An 18,328-nucleotide genomic window follows, 5' to 3' on the forward strand; every position below is an offset into this window, starting at 1 on the left:
CGGGACTGTAGGCGACTACCTCTCCGCCTTGGTTTTGTATCCCCGGCCCCACTGCAACCCCCACCCGAACAACCGATCCAGCTCGGCCTGGAACCCGTAGACGAACTTCACCTCACGCCGCACCCAGAGCTCCCCCTTCACGTTCTCGATCATCACCACCGCACACGACCGAGCCTGCGGATGCCGCTCGTCGAGACCTATCTCGATCCGCGGCCCGTTGCTCGGATACAGGGTGACGATCGCGTGCGTACGGTCGAACGCCGGCGTCTGGTCATAGATGTACACAAAGACCAGCAGCCGCTTGATCTCCTCCCGGTGATCAAGGTTGACGTACATCGTCTCCCCGGACGCCGACCCGAACCGGTCGTCCCCGCTGAGCTTCACGTACGGCGGCGAGTTCACGTCCCCGAGGAACCCGCCCAGCGGCTGCACGACCCCCTTCGTCCCGTCGGCCAGCTCATACAGGCACCCGAGGTCGAGGTCCACGTTGACCATGCTCTGGCTGTGCCCGAGCACCTCCGGCGGTTTGAGCGCCTTGAAGGGATGCCGCAACAGGCTCTCCCGCTGTGAGCCCCCGATGTCCGACGTCCGCATCCGCCAGGCCAGGTTGACCCGGAGATGCCCGGTGGCCGCGCCCTGTTTGGTGAGCGAGACCCGGTCGTGCCGCTTCGTCAGCTCGATCGAGTTCGACGACGCGCTGCCCGAGTCGAACTCGGCCGCCCGGCCACGCCAGAGTCCGTCCAAGAAGCCCATTCCGCCCCCACGTCCCACGAAAGAACCGCGTCCACCACGAAGGAACCACGGTCACCTGGAAAAACCGGCGGGGCGGCCGGAGCACCGGCCGCCCCGCACAGAGCGTTCCTCACCCGCAGGTGTGTCACACCCCGGACGAGACCTCAGTCTTCTCGTCCGAGGTCTCCGCTTTTCCCTCGGCGGCCGCCAGCGCGCGGTTGCGGCGGACCGAGGACCAGAAGGACCAGCCGATCAGGACGACACCGACCATGCCGGTGATGATCTCGTTGATCTCGTACTGGATGGTGACCAGCAGGATCATGGCGAGTGCGCCGATCGCGTAGTGCGCGCCGTGCTCCAGGTAGACGTAGTCGTCGAGGGTGCCCTGGCGCACGAGGTACACGGTGAGCGACCGGACGTACATCGCGCCGATACCGAGGCCCAGCGCCATCAGGACGATGTCGTTGGTGATGGCGAAGGCGCCGATCACGCCGTCGAAGGAGAAGGACGCGTCCAGGACCTCCAGGTAGAGGAACATGAAGAACGCGGCCTTGCCGGCCAGGGCGACCGCGGAGCGGGGCTTACCGGCGCGCTCGGCCTCTTCCTCGGCCTCGTGCTCGCGCTCCTCCTCCTCTTCGAGCTTGTCCTCGAAGTAGCCGGAGAGACCGCCCACGATCATGTACGTGATCAGACCGGCGATGCCGGAGAGCAGAACCGTCTCCGCCTTGTCAACATGGGCGCCACCGTGCTGGTGGGCGTTGGTCGCGAAGGTCAGCGCCGAGATCAGCAGGACGACCAGCGCGATGCAGACCGACAGCATGTCGACCTTGCCGAGCTTGGCCAGCGGGCGCTCCAGCCAGCCGAGCCACTTGATGTCCCGGTCCTCGAAGATGAAGTCGAGGAAGATCATCAGCAGGAACATGCCACCGAACGCGGCGATCGACGGGTGGGCGTCGGTGACGAGCTGCTGGTACTGGTCCTTGTCGTTGAGCGCGAGGTTGACCGCCTCGATCGGGCCCAGCTGCGCGCTGACCGCGACGATCACGACGGGGAAGACCAGTCGCATGCCGAAGACGGCGATCAGGATGCCGATGGTGAGGAAGATCTTCTGCCAGAAGGCATTCATCTTCTTCAGGATTCCGGCGTTGACCACCGCGTTGTCGAAGGACAGCGAGATCTCCAGGACAGAGAGGATCGCCACGACGCCGAAGGCGGTCCACCCCCCGAAGAGGACCGCTGCGACGAGGCCGAGCGCGGTGACCGCGAACGACCAGCCGAAGGTTTTCAGAACCACTGGCTACCCAATCCCTGTGTGTACGGGGCTCCCCCGCGCCGCACTCGGCTTTACGAACTTTTGAAGCCGAAGTCTAGTCGGCTCCCCTTCACGCCCCACCGGGCCCCGGCTTTTGCTCATATCGCGTTATGAGACGTTGACCCCGAAGTCCAGCGCGATGCCCCTCAGGCCCGACGCGTACCCCTGCCCCACCGCTCGGAACTTCCATTCTCCCTGGTAGCGGTAGACCTCGCCGAAGATCATGGCGGTCTCCGTCGAGGCGTCCTCGCTCAGGTCGTAGCGGGCGAGTTCCTGGCCGTCGGCCTGGTTCACGACGCGGATGAACGCGTTGGAGACCTGACCGAAGGTCTGGCCGCGCTCGTCGGCCATATGGATGGAGACCGGGAAGACGATCTTGTCGCAGTGGGCCGGCACCTTGGAGAGATCGATCAGGAGCGACTCGTCGTCGCCGTCGCCCTCACCGGTGAGGTTGTCGCCGGTGTGCTCAACCGAGCCGTCCGGGCTCGTGAGCTGGTTGTAGAAGACGAACCACTCATCGCCCAGGACCCGTCCGCTGTTGCACATCAGGGCGCTGGCGTCGAGGTCGAAGTCGGCTCCGGTGGTGGAGCGTGCGTCCCAGCCGAGCCCGATCATCACCTGAGTGAGGTTGGGTGCGGCCTTGGACAGGGAGACGTTGCCCCCCTTGGCGAGCGTGACGCCCATGAATGGTCCTCCCCAGGTTGTACTTCTTTGGTTGTCCTGCGCATCCGGCGCCGCACCCAAACGGTGCGGCGCCGGACTCAGCCAGTGGCGTCCTGGACCTTCACTCCTGGGGTGAAGGAACTCAGACGTTCACACCGAAGTCCTGCGCGATGCCGCGCAGACCCGAGGCGTAGCCCTGGCCGATGGCGCGGAACTTCCACTCCGCGCCGTGCCGGTACAGCTCGCCGAAGACCATCGCGGTCTCGGTGGAGGCGTCCTCCGAGAGGTCGTAGCGCGCGATCTCGGCGCCACCGGCCTGGTTCACGACACGGATGAACGCGTTGCGGACCTGGCCGAAGGACTGCTGACGGTTCTCGGCGTCGTAGATCGACACCGGGAAGACGATCTTCTCGACGTCCGCCGGGACGCTCGCGAGGTTGATCTTGATCTGCTCGTCGTCGCCCTCGCCCTCACCGGTGAGGTTGTCACCGGTGTGCTCGACGGAGCCGTCGGCGCTCTTGAGGTTGTTGAAGAAGACGAAGTTCGCGTCGCTGCCGACCTTGCCCTCCGGGTTCAGCAGCAGCGCGCTGGCGTCCAGGTCGAAGTCGGTGCCGGTCGTGGTGCGGATGTCCCACCCCAGACCGACGATGACCGCGGTCAGACCGGGCGCTTCCTTACTCAGTGATACGTTGCCGCCCTTGCTGAGGCTGACTCCCACGAGTCCTCCATTGGTGTCCAGGGGCGGGGAGCCCCGCCGTGCGTTTGATATCGGATCAACGAGTCGATCCTAGTGACGGGTTCCCGTAGCACGCAGGCCTTGGTGCCGAAGAATCACAGGTGTCGGGCACCAGAGGGGTCGGACGGGATCAGAGGGTGTCAAGCGCCTTGACGTACTCGCCCAGATCGCGCGCGTCCGGCAGGGCGTTGACGACCGTCCAGCGCACGACGCCCTCCTTGTCGATGACGAAGGTGCCGCGCACCGCGCAGCCCTTGTCCTCGGCGAAGACGCCGTAGGCACGGCTGACCTCGCCGTGCGGCCAGAAGTCGCTGAGCAGCGGGTACTCCAGGCCCTCCTGCTCGGCGAAGACGCGCAGGGTGTGGATGGAGTCGTTGGAGACGGCGAGCACCTGGGTGTCGCGGTCGGAGAACTGCGGCAGGTTGTCGCGCACCTCGCACAGCTCACCGGTGCACACGCCGGTGAAGGCGAAGGGGTAGAAGAGCAGGACGACGTTCTTGGAGCCGCGGAAGTCGGAGAGCTTCACGGTGGCGCCGTGGTTGTCCTTGAGCTCGAAGTCGGGGGCCTTGTCGCCGACCTGGATCGCCATCGCGTGGATGTCCCTTCGGTGGGGCTGTTCGGGTGGCTCCCACCCTATGCAGCGACCACCGCGGCCCGTGCAGGAGGCCGGGCCGGGCCTGTCGGCCCGGCCCGGCACCGCCACCGGTTACTTCTTGGACTTGGCGGCCTTGGGCGTCACCAGACGGCTGCCGCTCCAGTCCTTGCCGACGCTGACGCTCTTGGACGCCGACAGCCCCGCCGTGGTCGCGGCTTCCGAGATGTCGCTGGGCTCCACGTAGCCGTCACGGCCGGTCTTCGGCGTGAGAAGCAGGATCGAGCCGCCCTCTTCGATGTACGTGGTGGCATCCACCAGCGCATCCGTCAGGTCGCCGTCCTCGTCGCGGAACCAGAGCACCACGGCATCGGCGACGTCGTCGTAGTCCTCATCCACGAGCTCGCTGCCTACGACTTCCTCAATGGCCTCGCGGAGTTCCTGGTCTACGTCGTCGTCGTAGCCGATCTCCTGGACCACCTGCTCGGGCTGGAACCCCAGCCTCACGGCAGGGCTCGTCTCCGCGTGGTCCGCGGTCGCGCTCACGGGTTGCCTCCTGATCATGTCTTGGGAATAACTCAGCCACGCGCGTGCGCGAAGCATTGGCCGTAGTCCACACGGGCGGGACGGATCGCGCAAGTACCCGGCCGTCCAGACCGCCGAAACGGTGACGATCCTGAACGTGTCACCGCAACTCCAGGCACACCCTCATCGTCTCAAGGTGACGCGCACCACACCAATCTGCCCCCTTTGTGAGTTTGGGAACCATGCGTGGGCACTCAGCCGTTTACCAGACCCACGGTTACCCCACAGTAGAGATGACGTTTGGTCCCCCGAGGTACACGATGGGGAGCGGTGCAGGCACTGAGAAACCCCAGAAACACAGCCCTCTGACAGGTAAGGAACAGCGTGGCTTCCGGATCCGATCGCAACCCGATCATCATTGGCGGCCTTCCGAGTCAGGTTCCTGACTTCGATCCCGAGGAAACCCAGGAGTGGCTCGACTCCCTCGACGCCGCCGTGGACGAGCGCGGCCGGGAGCGGGCCCGCTATCTGATGCTGCGGCTGATCGAGCGGGCCCGTGAGAAGCGCGTGGCCGTGCCCGAGATGCGCAGCACGGACTACGTCAACACGATCCCCACCAAGAGCGAGCCCTTCTTCCCGGGCAACGAGGAGATCGAGCGCAGGATCCTCAACGCCACCCGGTGGAACGCGGCCGTGATGGTCTCGCGCGCCCAGCGGCCCGGCATCGGCGTCGGCGGCCACATCGCCACCTTCGCGTCCTCCGCCTCGCTCTACGACGTGGGCTTCAACCACTTCTTCCGCGGCAAGGACGAGGGCGACGGCGGCGACCAGGTCTTCTTCCAGGGTCACGCCTCTCCGGGCATCTACGCGCGCGCCTTCCTGCTGGACCGGCTGGACGAGCAGAACCTCGACGCGTTCCGGCAGGAGAAGTCGAAGGCGCCGTACGGGCTGTCCAGCTACCCGCACCCGCGGCTGATGCCGGACTTCTGGGAGTTCCCGACGGTGTCGATGGGGCTCGGCCCGATCGGCGCGATCTACCAGGCGCGGATGAACCGCTACATGGAGGCGCGCGGCATCGCCGACACCTCCAAGTCGCATGTGTGGGCGTTCCTGGGCGACGGCGAGATGGACGAGCCGGAGTCGCTCGGCCAGCTGTCCATCGCCGCCCGCGAGGGCCTGGACAACCTCACCTTCGTCGTGAACTGCAACCTGCAGCGCCTCGACGGCCCGGTGCGCGGCAACGGCAAGGTCATCCAGGAGCTGGAGTCGATCTTCCGCGGCGCCGGCTGGAACGTCATCAAGCTGATCTGGGACCGCACCTGGGACCCGCTGCTCGCGCAGGACCGCGACGGCATCCTGGTCAACCGGATGAACACCACGCCGGACGGCCAGTTCCAGACGTACGCCACCGAGACCGGCGCCTACATCCGCGACCACTTCTTCGGTGACGACCAGCGGCTGCGCGCGATGGTCGAGGGCATGACCGACGACCAGATCCTGCACCTGGGCCGCGGCGGTCACGACCACCGCAAGATCTACGCCGCCTACTCGGCCGCCCGGGCGCACAAGGGCCAGCCGACGGTGATCCTCGCCAAGACGATCAAGGGCTGGACGCTCGGGCCCAACTTCGAGGGCCGCAACGCCACGCACCAGATGAAGAAGCTGACGGTCGACGACCTCAAGCGCTTCCGCGACCGGCTGCACCTGCCGATCGCCGACAAGGACCTGGAGAGCGGGCTCCCGCCGTACTACCACCCCGGGCGGGACTCCGAGGAGATCCAGTACATGCACGACCGCCGCAAGGGGCTCGGCGGTTACGTCCCGACGCGTGTCGTGCGGTCCAAGCCGCTGGCGCTTCCGGACGACAAGACGTTCGCGACCGTGAAGAAGGGCTCGGGCCAGCAGTCGATCGCAACGACCATGGCCTTCGTTCGTCTCCTCAAGGACCTCATGCGGGACAAGGAGCTCGGCAAGCGGTTCGTACTGATCGCACCGGACGAGTACCGCACGTTCGGCATGGACTCCTTCTTCCCGAGCGCGAAGATTTACAACCCGCTCGGCCAGCAGTACGAGGCGGTCGACCGTGATCTGTTGCTCGCGTACAAGGAGTCGCCGCAGGGCCAGATGCTGCACGACGGCATCTCGGAGGCGGGCTGCACGGCCTCGCTGATCGCGGCGGGTTCGGCGTACGCCACGCACGGCGAACCCCTCATCCCCGTCTACGTCTTCTACTCGATGTTCGGTTTCCAGCGCACCGGCGACCAGTTCTGGCAGATGTCGGACCAGCTGGCGCGCGGTTTCGTGCTGGGCGCGACCGCCGGCCGCACGACGCTGACCGGTGAGGGCCTGCAGCACGCCGACGGCCACTCGCAGCTGCTCGCCTCGACGAACCCGGGCTGTGTGGCGTACGACCCGGCGTACTCGTACGAGATCGCGCACATCGTGCAGGACGGTCTGCGGCGGATGTACGGGGGCTCGGAGGCGCACCCGCACGGCGAGGACGTCTTCTACTACCTCACCGTCTACAACGAGCCGATCCAGCACCCGGCCGAGCCGGAGAACGTCGACGTCGAGGGCATCCTCAAGGGCGTCTACCGCCTCGGCGAGGGCCCGGCGGGGTCGATCCCGGCGCAGATCATCGCGTCCGGTGTGGCGGTCCCGTGGGCGCTCGAGGCGCAGAAGATCCTCGCCGAGGAGTGGAACGTCAAGGCCGACGTCTGGTCGGCGACCTCCTGGAACGAGCTGCGGCGCGATGCCGTGGAGTGCGAGGAGCACAACCTGCTGCATCCCGAGGAGGAGCAGCGGGTGCCGTACGTGACGCGCAAGCTGAGCGGCGCCGAAGGACCGTTCGTGGCCGTCTCCGACTGGATGCGGTCGGTGCCGGACCAGATCTCCCGGTGGGTGCCGGGCACGTACCAGTCGCTGGGCGCGGACGGCTTCGGCTTCGCCGACACCCGTGGTGCGGCCCGCCGCTTCTTCCACATCGACGCGCAGTCGATCGTGGTGGGCGTGCTGACGGAGCTGGCGAAGGAGGGGAAGGTGGACCGGTCGGTGCTGAAGCAGGCGATCGACCGCTACCAGCTGCTCGATGTGTCGGCGGCCGATCCCGGGGCCGCGGGAGGCGACGCGTAGCGTCCACCGGCGTCAACGACCGGATGGGGTGGTGTGCCCGTGGGTGAGCGACGTGACCTGCGGGATACACCACCCCTTCACATTTCCTACGATGCGGCCATGAAGGAAGCTCCCGTACAAGTCCGTTGGGAACGGCGCACCCAGCGGCCACTGTTCGGTCTGGCTCTGGCGTTCGCCGTGGCCTACGCCGTGCCGATCGTCGACCCGGACGCGAGCCCTGAGGTGGTGTCCGCGTGCCTCTCGGTGGAGTGGGTGGTGTGGGGCGCGTTCGCGCTGGACTACGTCATCCGGCTCGTCCTCGCCGAGCGGCGGGCGGAGTTCGTGCGCGGCCACTGGCTCGACCTGGCCGCGGTGGTGCTGCCGCTGGTGCAGCCGCTGCGGTTGCTGCGGCTCGTGTCCACGCTGCTGCTCGTCGGGCAGCGGGCGCGGATGGCGTCGCAGGTGCGGCTGACGACGTATGTCGCCGGTTCGGTGGTCGGGTTGCTGATGTTCGGGTCGCTGGCGGTGCTGTCCGTCGAGCGGGACTCGCCGAACGGGAACATCAAGACGCTGGGTGACGCGGTGTGGTGGTCGTTCACGACGATGACGACCGTCGGGTACGGCGATCACGCGCCGACCACGGGTGTGGGGCGGATGCTCGCGGTGGGGCTGATGCTCTCGGGGATCGCGCTGCTGGGTGTGGTGACCGCGAACATCGCCGCGTGGTTCATAGCGCGGTTCGAGATGGACGACGTGGAGGAGCGACGCCAGACGGAGGCGATACGGGTACTGACGGAGGAGGTGCGGGCCCTGCGGGCGGAGGTCGCTTCGCTGTCGGGGACGGGGTTGCCGGGCCAGGTCGGCGAGGAGAAGGTGCGTTAGCCGGCTGATTCGTAGGTGTGCGGCGTGGGTGCGGGCGTCGGGGGTTCTTCGCCCCCGCCGCCCCTATCCCGTCCCGTCCCCGGGGGCTGCCGCCCCCGGACCCCCGCTTCGGCCCGAAAGGGGCCTCGTCCTCAAACGCCGGACGGGCTGAAATGCCCCGAGGGGCGCGGGGAACTGCGCGACCAGCCACCCCACGCCCTGCGGTCCGCAGCCGGTCCGGGCCCCTACGGCGCAGCCGCACCCGCCCAGCCGGCCGCAGGCCATCCGCAGGCTAGATGTGCGCGGCGCCCGCGCCCGCCTCCGCGTTCTCGCCCCGCTTGGTGAGGAAGGCCACGAAGACCGCCACGACCGCCACCCCCGCGGCGACCAGCGACGCCAGGCTCATGCCCGAGATGAACGTGTCGTGCGCGACGTCCGTGATCTTCGCCGCGATGGCGTCCGGGGTGCCCGGAGCCAAGGGGGCCACGCCCACCTGGACCGCCTCGGAGGCCTGGGCCTCCTGGGCCGCCGTCAGCGGCGGAAGCCCCGCGGACGTCCAGTTGCCGGCGAGGTCGCTGTCGACCTTGGAGGCCATCACGGCGCCCAGGACGGCCGTACCGAGGCTGCCGCCGATCTGCATCGCGGCCTGCTGAAGACCGCCGGCCACACCGGAGAGCTCCATCGGCGCGTTGCCGACGATGACCTCCGTGGCGCCGACCATGACCGGTGCGAGGCCGAGGCCGAGCAGGGCGAACCAGAGCGACATGATGCCGCTGCCCGTGTCCGTCTCAAGCGTGGACATGCCGTACATGGCGATCGCGGTGGCCGCCATACCGCCCGCCAGCGGGACACGCGGGCCCAGCTTGGTGATCATCGCACCAGCGAGCGGGGAGCCGACGATCATCATGCCGGTGAGGGGCAGGAGGTGCAGACCCGCGTCGATCGGGCTCATGCCGTGGACGTTCTGGAGGTAGAACGTCACGAAGAACAGGCCGCCCATGAAGGCGATGGCCATCAGGACCATCAGCACGACGCCCGCGGAGAGCGGGACCGAACGGAACAGCGCGAGCGGGATCAGCGGCTCCTTCACCTTCGTCTCCCAGAAGGCGAAGAGCGCGAAGCCCAGTACCGACCCGGCTATGAACAGCCACGTCCGACCGGAGCCCCAGCCCCACTCCGGGGCCTTGATCAGGGCCCAGACCAGGCAGAACATCGCGGCCGACAGCAGGGCTATGCCCAGGACGTCGAAGGAGCGCGGGGCGTTCTCGGCACGGTGGTCGAGCAGGATCAGCACGCCGAGGACGACGGCGAGGATGCCGACCGGCACGTTGATGAAGAACACCGACTGCCAGTTGACGTGCTCGACGAGGACGCCGCCGAGGATCGGGCCGCCCGCGGTGGACGCGCCGATGACCATGCCCCAGATACCGATGGCCATGTTGAGCTTCTCGGCCGGGAAGGTCGCCCGCAGCAGGCCGAGCGCGGCCGGCATCAGCAGCGCGCCGAACAGGCCCTGGAAGACGCGGAAGACGACGACCGCGGCGATGCTGCTGGACAGCCCGATCGCACCGGAGGCGGCGGCGAAGCCGACCACGCCGATCAGGAAGGTCTGGCGGTGCCCGAACCGGTCGCCGAGCTTGCCGGCGGTGATCAGGGCGACGGCCAGGGCGAGGAAGTAGCCGTTGGTGATCCACTGCACCTCGGCGAAGGTGGCGCCGAGGTCCTTCTGGATCGCCGGGTTGGCGATGGCCACGATGGTGCCGTCGAGGGCCACCATCATGACCCCCACTGCGACGGTGATCAGGGTGAACCAAGGGTGGCCGCGCAGGCCCTTGGCCGGCGCCGCGTCCGACGGAGCTGCCGGCGCCTTGCCCCCCGACCCCGTCGTTTCGATGGTGGTCTGACTAGTCATGCGTTCGAGGCTAATGACAGCCGCTGACAATTGACAAACCAATTCACAAGTCGGTAACTGACACCTATGGAAACACTGCGCGAACGCAAGAAGCAGCGCACCCGGGACGCGCTGCTGCGCACCGCGCTGGAGCTCTTCACCACCCAGGGCTACGAGCAGACCACCGTCGACGACATCGCCGGCGCCGTCGACGTCTCGCAGCGCACCTTCTTCCGCTACTTCGCCGGCAAGGAGGAGGCCGCCCTCGCGCTGCAGGACATCACGGTCGAGCACTTCCTGGAGGCGGTGCGCGAGCGCCCGCCGCACGAGGCGCCGATGGAGGCGCTGCGACAGGCCGTGCTGGAGGGCTGGGACACGCTCAACGAGGTGGTCGAGGCCGTCGTACCGATCGCGCTGTATCTGCGCATGTACCGGGTGATCGAGTCGACACCGGTCCTGCTCGCCGCCCATCTGCGGCGCTCGGCGGAGATCGAGGAGGCGATCGCGGGTATCCTCGCCGAGCGCGAAGGTGTCGACGTCGACGCCGATCCGCGGCCCCGGCTGGCGGTCGCCGTCTTCGGCGGGGTGATGCGCCTGACGGAGCGTCAGTGGAGCACGGGCGAGGACTTCAGTCTCGACGCCATGCGGGCGTTGGCCGTCTCACATCTCGAACAGGTGGGCCCCGCACTCAGCGAGAGCTGGCGAACACGCTGAGGTCATGGGCGGGTTCACCCGGGCGTGATCGAAACGTGATACCTGTCACTTGGTTAACGCGAGACCCTCTCGTTCTCCTAGTGTGTCCTCCCAGTGACTTCCTTCGACACGTCCCCGCAACTGAACGTCTGGCGCGCACTGCTCGCGCTGGCCGTGGTGTTCGTGATGCTGGCGACCACCGGCTGGACCGCCATGCGCCACCACCGCGGCGCCACACCGCTCCAGGCCTCGCTCAGTGCCTGGGAGCACGGCAGCATCGCGGGGCACCGTCTGCCGACGGCGGACTCCTCCCCCACCCGGCTCGCCCGTTTCTTCGCCTCGCTCACCGACCAGCAGCGCGCCACCCTCGCCGACCGCTATCCGCTCGCGGTCGGCAACATGAACGGCGCCCCCGTCGAGCTGCGCTACCGCGCCAACCGCATCGCCCTCGACGAGGCACGTGAGGTCGAGCGCAAACGCATGCACGACAAGAGACTCACGCCGGACGGGCAGCGCGAGGCGGGCCGCCGTATGCATCGCTTCGAGGCGATGACGGCGCCGGACCGGCACATCCTCTCCTTCGACCCGGAGGGCTCCGGGCGTGCCGCGGAGGTGTTCGGTGATCTGACGAAGGCCGAGCGGATCTCGGTCGTCGTCCCGGGTGTCGACACCAACCTGCTGAATTTCCAGCGCACCAGCCGCAAGTACTCCGCGCCGGTCGGCATGGCGCAGTCCCTGTACGCGGCCGAGCGCACGGCGAGCCCTTCGACGCGTACGGCCGTGATCGCGTGGGCCGACTACACCGCGCCCGACGGCCTCGGCATCGACTCGGCGACCGCGATGCGGGCCGCGCCCGGGGCCGTACGCCTGAACGCGCTGGTGCGGGCACTGCCCGGCACCTCGCCGGTCTCCCTGTTCTGCCACAGCTACGGCTCGGTGCTGTGCGGCCTGGCCGCGCACACCCTGCCCGAGCGGGTGGCCGACATAGCGGTGGCCGGCAGCCCCGGCATGCGGGTCGAGAAGGCCTCCCAGTTGCGCACGTCCGCCCAGGTGTGGGCGATGCGGGACGCGGACGACTGGGTCCAGGACGTGCCGTATCTGGAGCTCGGCGGGCTGGGGCACGGGGAGGACCCGGTGTCGGCGGTGTTCGGGGCCCGGGTGCTGTCGGCGCGGGAGGCGAAGGGGCACGGCGGCTATTTCGAGCCGGGCACGGACAGCGTGGCGAACTTCGCCGAGATCGGGGTTGGCGCGTACGAGTCGGTGCGGTGTGCTGATGATGCCGGGGCCTGTCGGGCGGGTTTGTCCGACACGGCGTCGGCCGGACGCGCGTAGAGGCGCAGGAATTGCGGTCTGCGCGGGGTGGCGACGGAGGAGCGCGTGCCGCATACGATGAGCCGCATGGGTGACGTACTGGCCGGATTTCATGCCGCCTGGGAGTTCGAGTCCGACTCCGTGCTCATCCGTTACGAACGGGGGATTCGAACACCTAAGCTCTTTCAGACCCTGGGCGAGCGGCGTGTTCCTCTCGAGGCGATCGCCGGGGTGACGCTGACGCCGGGAAAGCGCGGGACGGTGGTCCTGCGCCTCGAACCGCGTCCTGGCGCCGATCCGTTGCTGGAGGCGGCTGCCGGGCAGCTGAAGGAAGGCGGCGATCCGTACCGGCTGGTGCTGCCGGCCGAGCGGGACGCTCTCGCCGAGTACTACGCCGACGAGTTGCGCGCGCAGTTGACGCAGACCGGGCCGGCGGAGGAGTTCCTCGTTGGCGCGCCCGAAGTGCCGTTGCAGTTCAAGGCGTATGACGCGAAGGCGTCCTTCGACGGGAGCGTCGTTCGGTTCCGGTGGTTCTGGACGGGGGCGTCCTCGGCGAAGTGGAAGGCCGGGGACCAGAGTTTTCCGGTGGCCGAGCTGAGTGGGGTCGAGTGGCGGTCGCCGGAGGTGTTCGAGGGGCATCTACGGCTGTTGCGGCGCGACGCGGGGGATGCGCAGCCGGCGCAGGCGGATCAGGATCCCGCGGCGGTGGTGTTCGGGCTCGGGTATGGGCCGGTGCATGAGTCCTTGCCGTTCGCGGCGGCTGTGTTGGCGGCGGTTCGGGATCGCTCGGCGACGCCGGCGGTTGTCCCGGCTGCGGCTGCGCCGCGCCGGGATCCTGCCGACATCGCCGAGCGGATTCGTCACCTGGGGGAGCTGCATCAGGCGGGGCTGGTGACGGATGAGGAGTTCTCGGTGAAGAAAGCCGAGTTGTTGGCGGAGCTTTAGGACTACGCGTCTGCCGGGAACGGTTGCCGGTCGGCTGCGGGCCGGATGTGGCCGGCCGCGCCCACGCGGCGGAGCCGCATATCGACACAGCCCCGCGCCCCTGAAAGCATCTACTCCCGGCCGGCCGAAGCGAACCGCATGTCTGCGTACCTGTCTCCTGCCACCTTCGCCGCGATCGGCTCCAGCAGGGCCAAGTCGTCCTCGCTCAGCACGATCCGCGTCGCCCCCACGTTCTCCTCCACCCGCGACGGCTTGCGGGTGCCCGGGATCGGGACGATCGGGAGTCCGTGCACGGCTGCCCGCTGCTGGACCCACGCCAGGGCGATCTGGCCGAGGGAGGCTCCGTGGGACTCGGCGACCGTGCGGATCGGGTCCAGCAGGGCGGCGTTCGCCGCGGCGTTCTCGCCCGTGAAGCGGGGCTGTTGGCGGCGGAAGTCGCCCGCCGTCAGGTCCTCGGCCTTGGCGAAGGAGCCCGTCAGGAAGCCACGGCCCAGCGGGGAGTACGGGACCAGGGTCACGCCCAGTTCGCGGGCCGTCGGCACGACCTTCGGCTCGATGTCCCGGCTGAACAGGGACCACTCGGACTGAACGGCAGCGACGGGATGGACCGCGTGCGCGGCGCGCAGCTCGTCCGCCGTCACCTCGCTCAGGCCGAGGTGCTTGACCTTGCCCTCGCGGACCAGGTCGGCCATCGTGCCGACGGTCTCCTCGATGGGGACGTTCACGTCCCGGCGGTGCATGTAGTAGAGGTCGATCACGTCGACGTCCAGGCGGCGCAGGCTCGCCTCGACGGCCTGGCGGATGTACGGCGCGTCGTTGCGGATGACGCGGCGGGTGGGGTCGTCCGGCGGGATCGACAGGGCGAACTTGGTCGCGATGACGACCTCGTCGCGGTGCGCCTTGAAGAAGGGGGAGAGGAACTTCTCGTTCTCGCCCGCGCCGTACGCGTCCGCCGTGTCGTACAGGGTGACACCGAGTTCCAGTGCGCGCTCCAGGGTCGCCCTGGACTCGTCCGCGTCCGTGGGGCCGTACGCGAAGCTCATACCCATGCAGCCGAGGCCCTGGACACCCACCTCGGGGCCCTCCGCGCCGAGTCGTGCCGTCGCGATCGTGCTGCTGTCCGTCATCCTGCCTTCTCCGTCTTCTCCTGCTGGTACGTCTTGTCCTGCTGGTACGTCGTCTTGTCCTGCTCGTACAGGCGCCCCGCGTCCGCGTAGAAGCTGATCTTCCGGTCGAGTACGGCGAGCGTGTCCTGCAGTTCGGCGATCCGGGCGAGGACGTCGCGGCGGGTCGTCTCCAGCAGTTCGAAACGCTCGCCGAAGGTGTGGTCGCCCTCGCGCACCAGCTCGGCGTACCGGACCATGTCGGCGACCGGCATGCCGGTCAGCCGCAGCTTGCCGACGAGGTCGAGCCAGTCCAGGTCCCGGTTGCTGTAGCGGCGCTGGCCGGTGTGCGAGCGGCCGATGTGCGGCATCAGGCCGATCCGCTCGTACCAGCGCAGGGTGTGGGCCGTCAGACCGGTGAAGGCGACGACCTCGCTGATCGTGTAGCTGTCCTGGCCTTCCGGCCGCCGGTGCGGGTGCGGCGGGGCGGCGCAGCTGTCGGTCCTGGTACTCGTGGTCTCCATCACCGTCATGCGCTCCACGCTATGGCCTTGGAGTGCGCTCCAAGCAAGCGGAAACGGTAAGAAAAGCACGGGACATGGCGTGATCGCCGTGGTTGGCGTGCGGGGTACGCGCGCGTGCCTGGACGAGTTGCCGGCGTGGTTCCGCGAGCGGGGCGCCGGGCAGGTCATGCTCACCGCGTCCCCGGAGGCCGAACCGCTCTACGTCTGCCTCGGCTTCGTCCACAAGCCGGACCCCACGATGATTCTGAAGCTCTGAGCGGCTTAGGCTCCTAAGCATGTCCTTGCAGTCCACGCAGAGCCTCGCACTGATCGAGAACTGGCCCGTTCCCACCGCCGCGGCGGGTGTCGTACGGGCCGACGGCACGGTCCTCGGCGCCCACGGCCCGGTCGGGCACCGCTTCCCCCTCGCCTCGGTCACCAAGCCGCTGGCCGCCTACGCCGTGCTCGTCGCCTACGAGGAAGGCGCGGTCGAGCTCGACGAGCCGGCCGGGCCGCAGGGGTCGACGGTGCGCCATCTGCTCGCGCACACCTCGGGGCTGGCCTTCGACGAGCACCGGGTGACGGCCCCGCCCGGGGAGCGGCGGCTGTACTCCAACGCCGGGTTCGAGCAGCTCGGGGACCATGTCGCCAAGGCGACGGACATCCCGTTCGCGGAGTATCTGCGGCAGGCGGTGCTGGAGCCGCTGGGCATGACCGCCACGTCCCTGGAGGGCTCCCCGGCCAAGGACGGGGTGTCGACGGTCGAGGATCTGCTGCGGTTCGCGGCGGAGGTGCAGGCGCCGCGGCTGCTGGACCCGCGGACGGTCGCCGAGGCGATGACCGTGCAGTACCCGGGAACGAAGGGCGTACTGCCGGGGTACGGGCACCAGAACCCGAACGACTGGGGGCTCGGCTTCGAGATCCGTAACGGCAAGTCGCCGCACTGGACGGGCTCTTCGTCCTCGCCGCGCACGTTCGGGCACTTCGGTCAGTCGGGTACGTTCCTGTGGATCGACCCGGACGCGCGGGCGGCGTGCGTCGCGCTGACGGACCGGGCGTTCGGGCCCTGGGCGGTCGAGGCGTGGCCGGTGTTCACGGACGCGGTGCGCGCCGGGCTGTAGCGGGGGCGGCGGCGAGTGTGTCGCCCTCGCCCTCGGTGTCGATGTGCGGCAGGACCTTGTCCAGCCACCGGGGCGTCCACCAGGCGTGCTTGCCCAGCAGCGTCATCACGGCGGGCACCATGAGCAGACGTACGACGGTGGCGTCGATGAGCACACTGACGGCGAGGCCCAGGCCCAGCATCTTCACCACGATGTTGTCGCTGATGATGAAGGCCGCGAACACGCTCACCATGATCAGCGCCGCACAGGTGATCACGCGCGCGGTGATCTCCAGGGCGTGGGCGACCGAGTCCTTCGCGTCCCCGGTGCGCAGCCAGGCCTCGTGCACCCGGGACAGCAGGAAGATCTCGTAGTCCATGCTGAGCCCGAAGATGATCGCGAACATCATCATCGGCACATAGCTCTCGATGGGCACCTTGCCGTTGACGCCCAGCGCGGGCCCGCCCCAGCCCCACTGGAAGACGGCGACGACGACTCCGTACGAGGCCGCGATCGACAGGACGTTGAGCACGGCGGCCTTGACGGCGACGAGCAGGCCGCGGAAAACCGCCAGGACGATCAGGAAGGCGAGGCCCACCACGACGGCGATGATCAGCGGCAGCCGCTCCGCGACGATGTTGCGGAAGTCGACCTGGGCGGCCGTGGTCCCGGTGACATAGCCCTTGGCGTCGGTGCCGGAGGCCGCGTCGGGGAGGGTGTGGTCGTAGAGCCGGTTCGTCAGGTCGGTGGTGTCCTTGTTCTGCGGGGACACCGACGAGTAGACCGTGCCGACCAGGACGTCGCCGTCCTGCGTCGGCGTCAGCGGGCTGACGAAGGAGGTCCCGGACTCGTCGTTGAGAGCCTGCTGGGTCTTCGAGGCCAGGTCGGAGCGCTGTGAGTCCGGTACGGAGGTCTGGTCCACGACGATGGTCAGCGGCCCGTTGGATCCCGCGCCGAACGCGTCGGTCATCAGGTCGAAGGCCCGCCGGTCGGTGAAGGACGTGGGGTCGGCGCCGTCGCCGATGTGGCCGAGCTGGATCGAGAAGACGGGGATGGCCAGCACCGCGACGGTGACGAGACCGGCGGACAGATACCGCCACGGATGGTGCTCGACGCGCTTGGCGTAGCGATGCCAGGTGCCCTGGGAGATTTCGCCCCCTGCCTCGGTCTCGGCGATGGGCTTGCGCACGTGCCAGCGGTCGATGTTGCGGCCGACCAGCCCCAGCAGGGCCGGGACCAGGGTCAGCGCGCCCAGGACGGCCGAGACGACCGTGACGGCCGCGGCGACGCCGAGTTTGCCGATGAAGCTCACGCCGGACACCCACAGGCCCATCAGGGCGACGATCACCGTGGTGCCGGAGACCAGCACCGCACGTCCGGAGGTGGCGGCGGCGTGCCCGGCGGCGCGCACCGGATCGGCGCCGTCCATGAGGCCCTGCCGGTGCCGGGTGAGCAGGAAGAGCGCGTAGTCGATGCCGACGCCCAGGCCGATCATCGTGGCCAGGGTCGGCGACACCGTTGCGAAGGTGAACGCGATGGCCAGCAGCCCCAGGCAGGCGAGACCGCCGACCACCGCGATCAGCGCGGTGACCAGCGGCAGTCCGGCGGCGATCACACTCCCGAAGCCGATCAGCAGGACGACGACGGCGACGCCGAACCCGATCGCCTCGCTGATCCGGTCGTTGCCGGCGGGCCGCTCCAGCTCGCCGAGCGATCCGCCGTACTCGACGTCGACGCCGGCCTGTCTGAGCGGCTCCACGGAGTTGTCGACGCCGTTCAGATAGCTCTCGCCGAGGAGGGAGGGCTGCTCGTCGAAACGAATGGTGATGTAGCCGGTCTTCCCGTCGGAGGACAGCGGCCCGACCTTCGAGGAGGTCGCCTCCAGCGGGTTCTGCACGGACAGGACGTGCGGCAGTTTCTGCAGGTCGGCGACGGTGGTCGACATCTGTGAACCGAACGAGGACAGGGACTTGTCCGAGTCGTGCATGACGATCTGGCTGCTGTAGCCGCCGGCCTGCGGATCGTGCTCCTTCAGGACGTCCAGGCCCTTCTCGGACTGCACGTCGGACAGGGCGAAGTCGTCGGAGTACTCCCCGCCGTGGATGTGGTTCAACGCCTGGAGCGCGCCGAGCGCCACGACCCAGGCGACGATCACGATCACGAAGTGGTGGGCGCACCACTCACCGAGCCGTCTCAGTCCCCCTCTCGGGGCGTCGCCCCGGCCCCCTTCGGCTTTGCGTCCTGCCATGG

Annotated in this window: 16 protein-coding genes and 1 pseudogene; 7 read left to right on the top strand and 10 right to left on the bottom strand. The window is 68.6% G+C overall.

The genetic code is table 11. The annotated features are described in order from the left end of the window. Positions 1-15: 15 nt before the first annotated feature. The 6 genes from EJ357_RS13885 to EJ357_RS13910 all read right to left on the bottom strand — a co-directional run bounded on the left by EJ357_RS13885 (position 16) and on the right by EJ357_RS13910 (position 4,581). Positions 16-753, bottom strand: coding sequence for a TerD family protein (locus tag EJ357_RS13885; RefSeq protein WP_126391912.1), 738 nt, complete (start codon positions 751-753; stop codon positions 16-18). Between the two features lie 124 nt (positions 754-877). Next, the gene (locus EJ357_RS13890) at positions 878-2,026 is read right to left on the bottom strand and encodes a DUF475 domain-containing protein (RefSeq protein ID WP_126391913.1); all 1,149 of its coding nucleotides are present in this window, start codon (positions 2,024-2,026) and stop codon (positions 878-880) included. A gap of 126 nt (positions 2,027-2,152) precedes the next feature. Beyond that, positions 2,153-2,728, bottom strand: coding sequence for a TerD family protein (locus tag EJ357_RS13895; protein WP_126391914.1), 576 nt, complete (start codon positions 2,726-2,728; stop codon positions 2,153-2,155). A gap of 121 nt (positions 2,729-2,849) precedes the next feature. Then, positions 2,850-3,425, bottom strand: coding sequence for a calcium homeostasis/redox stress adaptation protein (locus EJ357_RS13900; protein WP_126391915.1), 576 nt, complete (start codon positions 3,423-3,425; stop codon positions 2,850-2,852). 148 nt (positions 3,426-3,573) lie between these two features. Then, positions 3,574-4,032 (bottom strand): peroxiredoxin, encoded by a 459-nt coding sequence (locus tag EJ357_RS13905; protein WP_126391916.1) that lies wholly within the window; start codon positions 4,030-4,032, stop codon positions 3,574-3,576. Positions 4,033-4,149: 117 nt separating this feature from the next. Then, complete coding sequence (locus EJ357_RS13910) at positions 4,150-4,581, bottom strand: DUF3052 domain-containing protein (RefSeq protein WP_175647390.1); 432 nt, start codon at positions 4,579-4,581, stop codon at positions 4,150-4,152. A gap of 363 nt (positions 4,582-4,944) precedes the next feature. On the opposite strand from EJ357_RS13910, the gene aceE reads away from it, so the two are divergent. Together aceE and EJ357_RS13920 are read left to right on the top strand one after the other, a co-directional pair. Next, a complete protein-coding gene (gene aceE / locus EJ357_RS13915; RefSeq protein ID WP_126391918.1) occupies positions 4,945-7,692 on the top strand; it encodes a pyruvate dehydrogenase (acetyl-transferring), homodimeric type in 2,748 nt (915 codons plus the stop codon). A 99-nt stretch (positions 7,693-7,791) separates the two neighbouring features. Further along, a complete protein-coding gene (locus tag EJ357_RS13920) occupies positions 7,792-8,553 on the top strand; it encodes a potassium channel family protein (protein ID WP_126391919.1) in 762 nt (253 codons plus the stop codon). Positions 8,554-8,824: 271 nt separating this feature from the next. On the opposite strand, the gene EJ357_RS13930 is transcribed toward EJ357_RS13920, so the two are convergent. Further along, positions 8,825-10,444, bottom strand: a complete 1,620-nt coding sequence (locus EJ357_RS13930) for an MFS transporter (RefSeq protein ID WP_126391920.1) — start codon at positions 10,442-10,444, stop codon at positions 8,825-8,827. 66 nt (positions 10,445-10,510) lie between these two features. On the opposite strand from EJ357_RS13930, the gene EJ357_RS13935 reads away from it, so the two are divergent. The 3 genes from EJ357_RS13935 to EJ357_RS13945 all read left to right on the top strand — a co-directional run bounded on the left by EJ357_RS13935 (position 10,511) and on the right by EJ357_RS13945 (position 13,372). Beyond that, a complete protein-coding gene (locus EJ357_RS13935) occupies positions 10,511-11,137 on the top strand; it encodes a TetR family transcriptional regulator (RefSeq protein ID WP_126391921.1) in 627 nt (208 codons plus the stop codon). 93 nt (positions 11,138-11,230) lie between these two features. Then, a complete protein-coding gene (locus EJ357_RS13940) occupies positions 11,231-12,448 on the top strand; it encodes an alpha/beta hydrolase (protein ID WP_126391922.1) in 1,218 nt (405 codons plus the stop codon). Positions 12,449-12,505: 57 nt separating this feature from the next. Continuing rightward, positions 12,506-13,372 carry a DUF4429 domain-containing protein gene (locus EJ357_RS13945; protein WP_126399466.1) on the top strand — a complete coding sequence of 289 codons (867 nt, stop codon included), beginning with the start codon at positions 12,506-12,508 and terminating at the stop codon, positions 13,370-13,372. Between the two features lie 110 nt (positions 13,373-13,482). On the opposite strand, the gene EJ357_RS13950 is transcribed toward EJ357_RS13945, so the two are convergent. Then, positions 13,483-14,499: an aldo/keto reductase gene (locus EJ357_RS13950; protein ID WP_126391923.1), complete on the bottom strand. Its 1,017-nt coding sequence runs from the start codon at positions 14,497-14,499 to the stop codon at positions 13,483-13,485. After that, complete coding sequence (locus tag EJ357_RS13955) at positions 14,496-15,008, bottom strand: MerR family transcriptional regulator (RefSeq protein WP_126391924.1); 513 nt, start codon at positions 15,006-15,008, stop codon at positions 14,496-14,498. Before EJ357_RS13955 ends, EJ357_RS13950 begins: the two co-directional genes overlap by 4 nt. 100 nt (positions 15,009-15,108) lie before the next feature. Here EJ357_RS13955 and EJ357_RS13960 point away from each other — a divergent pair. Next, positions 15,109-15,255: pseudogene (locus tag EJ357_RS13960) on the top strand (GNAT family N-acetyltransferase); the annotation flags it as partial. Positions 15,256-15,274: 19 nt separating this feature from the next. Further along, positions 15,275-16,099, top strand: coding sequence for a serine hydrolase domain-containing protein (locus EJ357_RS13965; RefSeq protein WP_126391925.1), 825 nt, complete (start codon positions 15,275-15,277; stop codon positions 16,097-16,099). On the opposite strand, the gene EJ357_RS13970 is transcribed toward EJ357_RS13965, so the two are convergent. Next, positions 16,071-18,326 carry an MMPL family transporter gene (locus EJ357_RS13970; protein ID WP_126391926.1) on the bottom strand — a complete coding sequence of 752 codons (2,256 nt, stop codon included), beginning with the start codon at positions 18,324-18,326 and terminating at the stop codon, positions 16,071-16,073. The genes EJ357_RS13965 and EJ357_RS13970 overlap by 29 nt on opposite strands. Positions 18,327-18,328 lie beyond the last annotated feature (2 nt).

Origin of the sequence: Streptomyces cyaneochromogenes (assembly GCF_003963535.1) — a bacterium.
Classification (GTDB): domain Bacteria; phylum Actinomycetota; class Actinomycetes; order Streptomycetales; family Streptomycetaceae; genus Streptomyces; species Streptomyces shaanxiensis.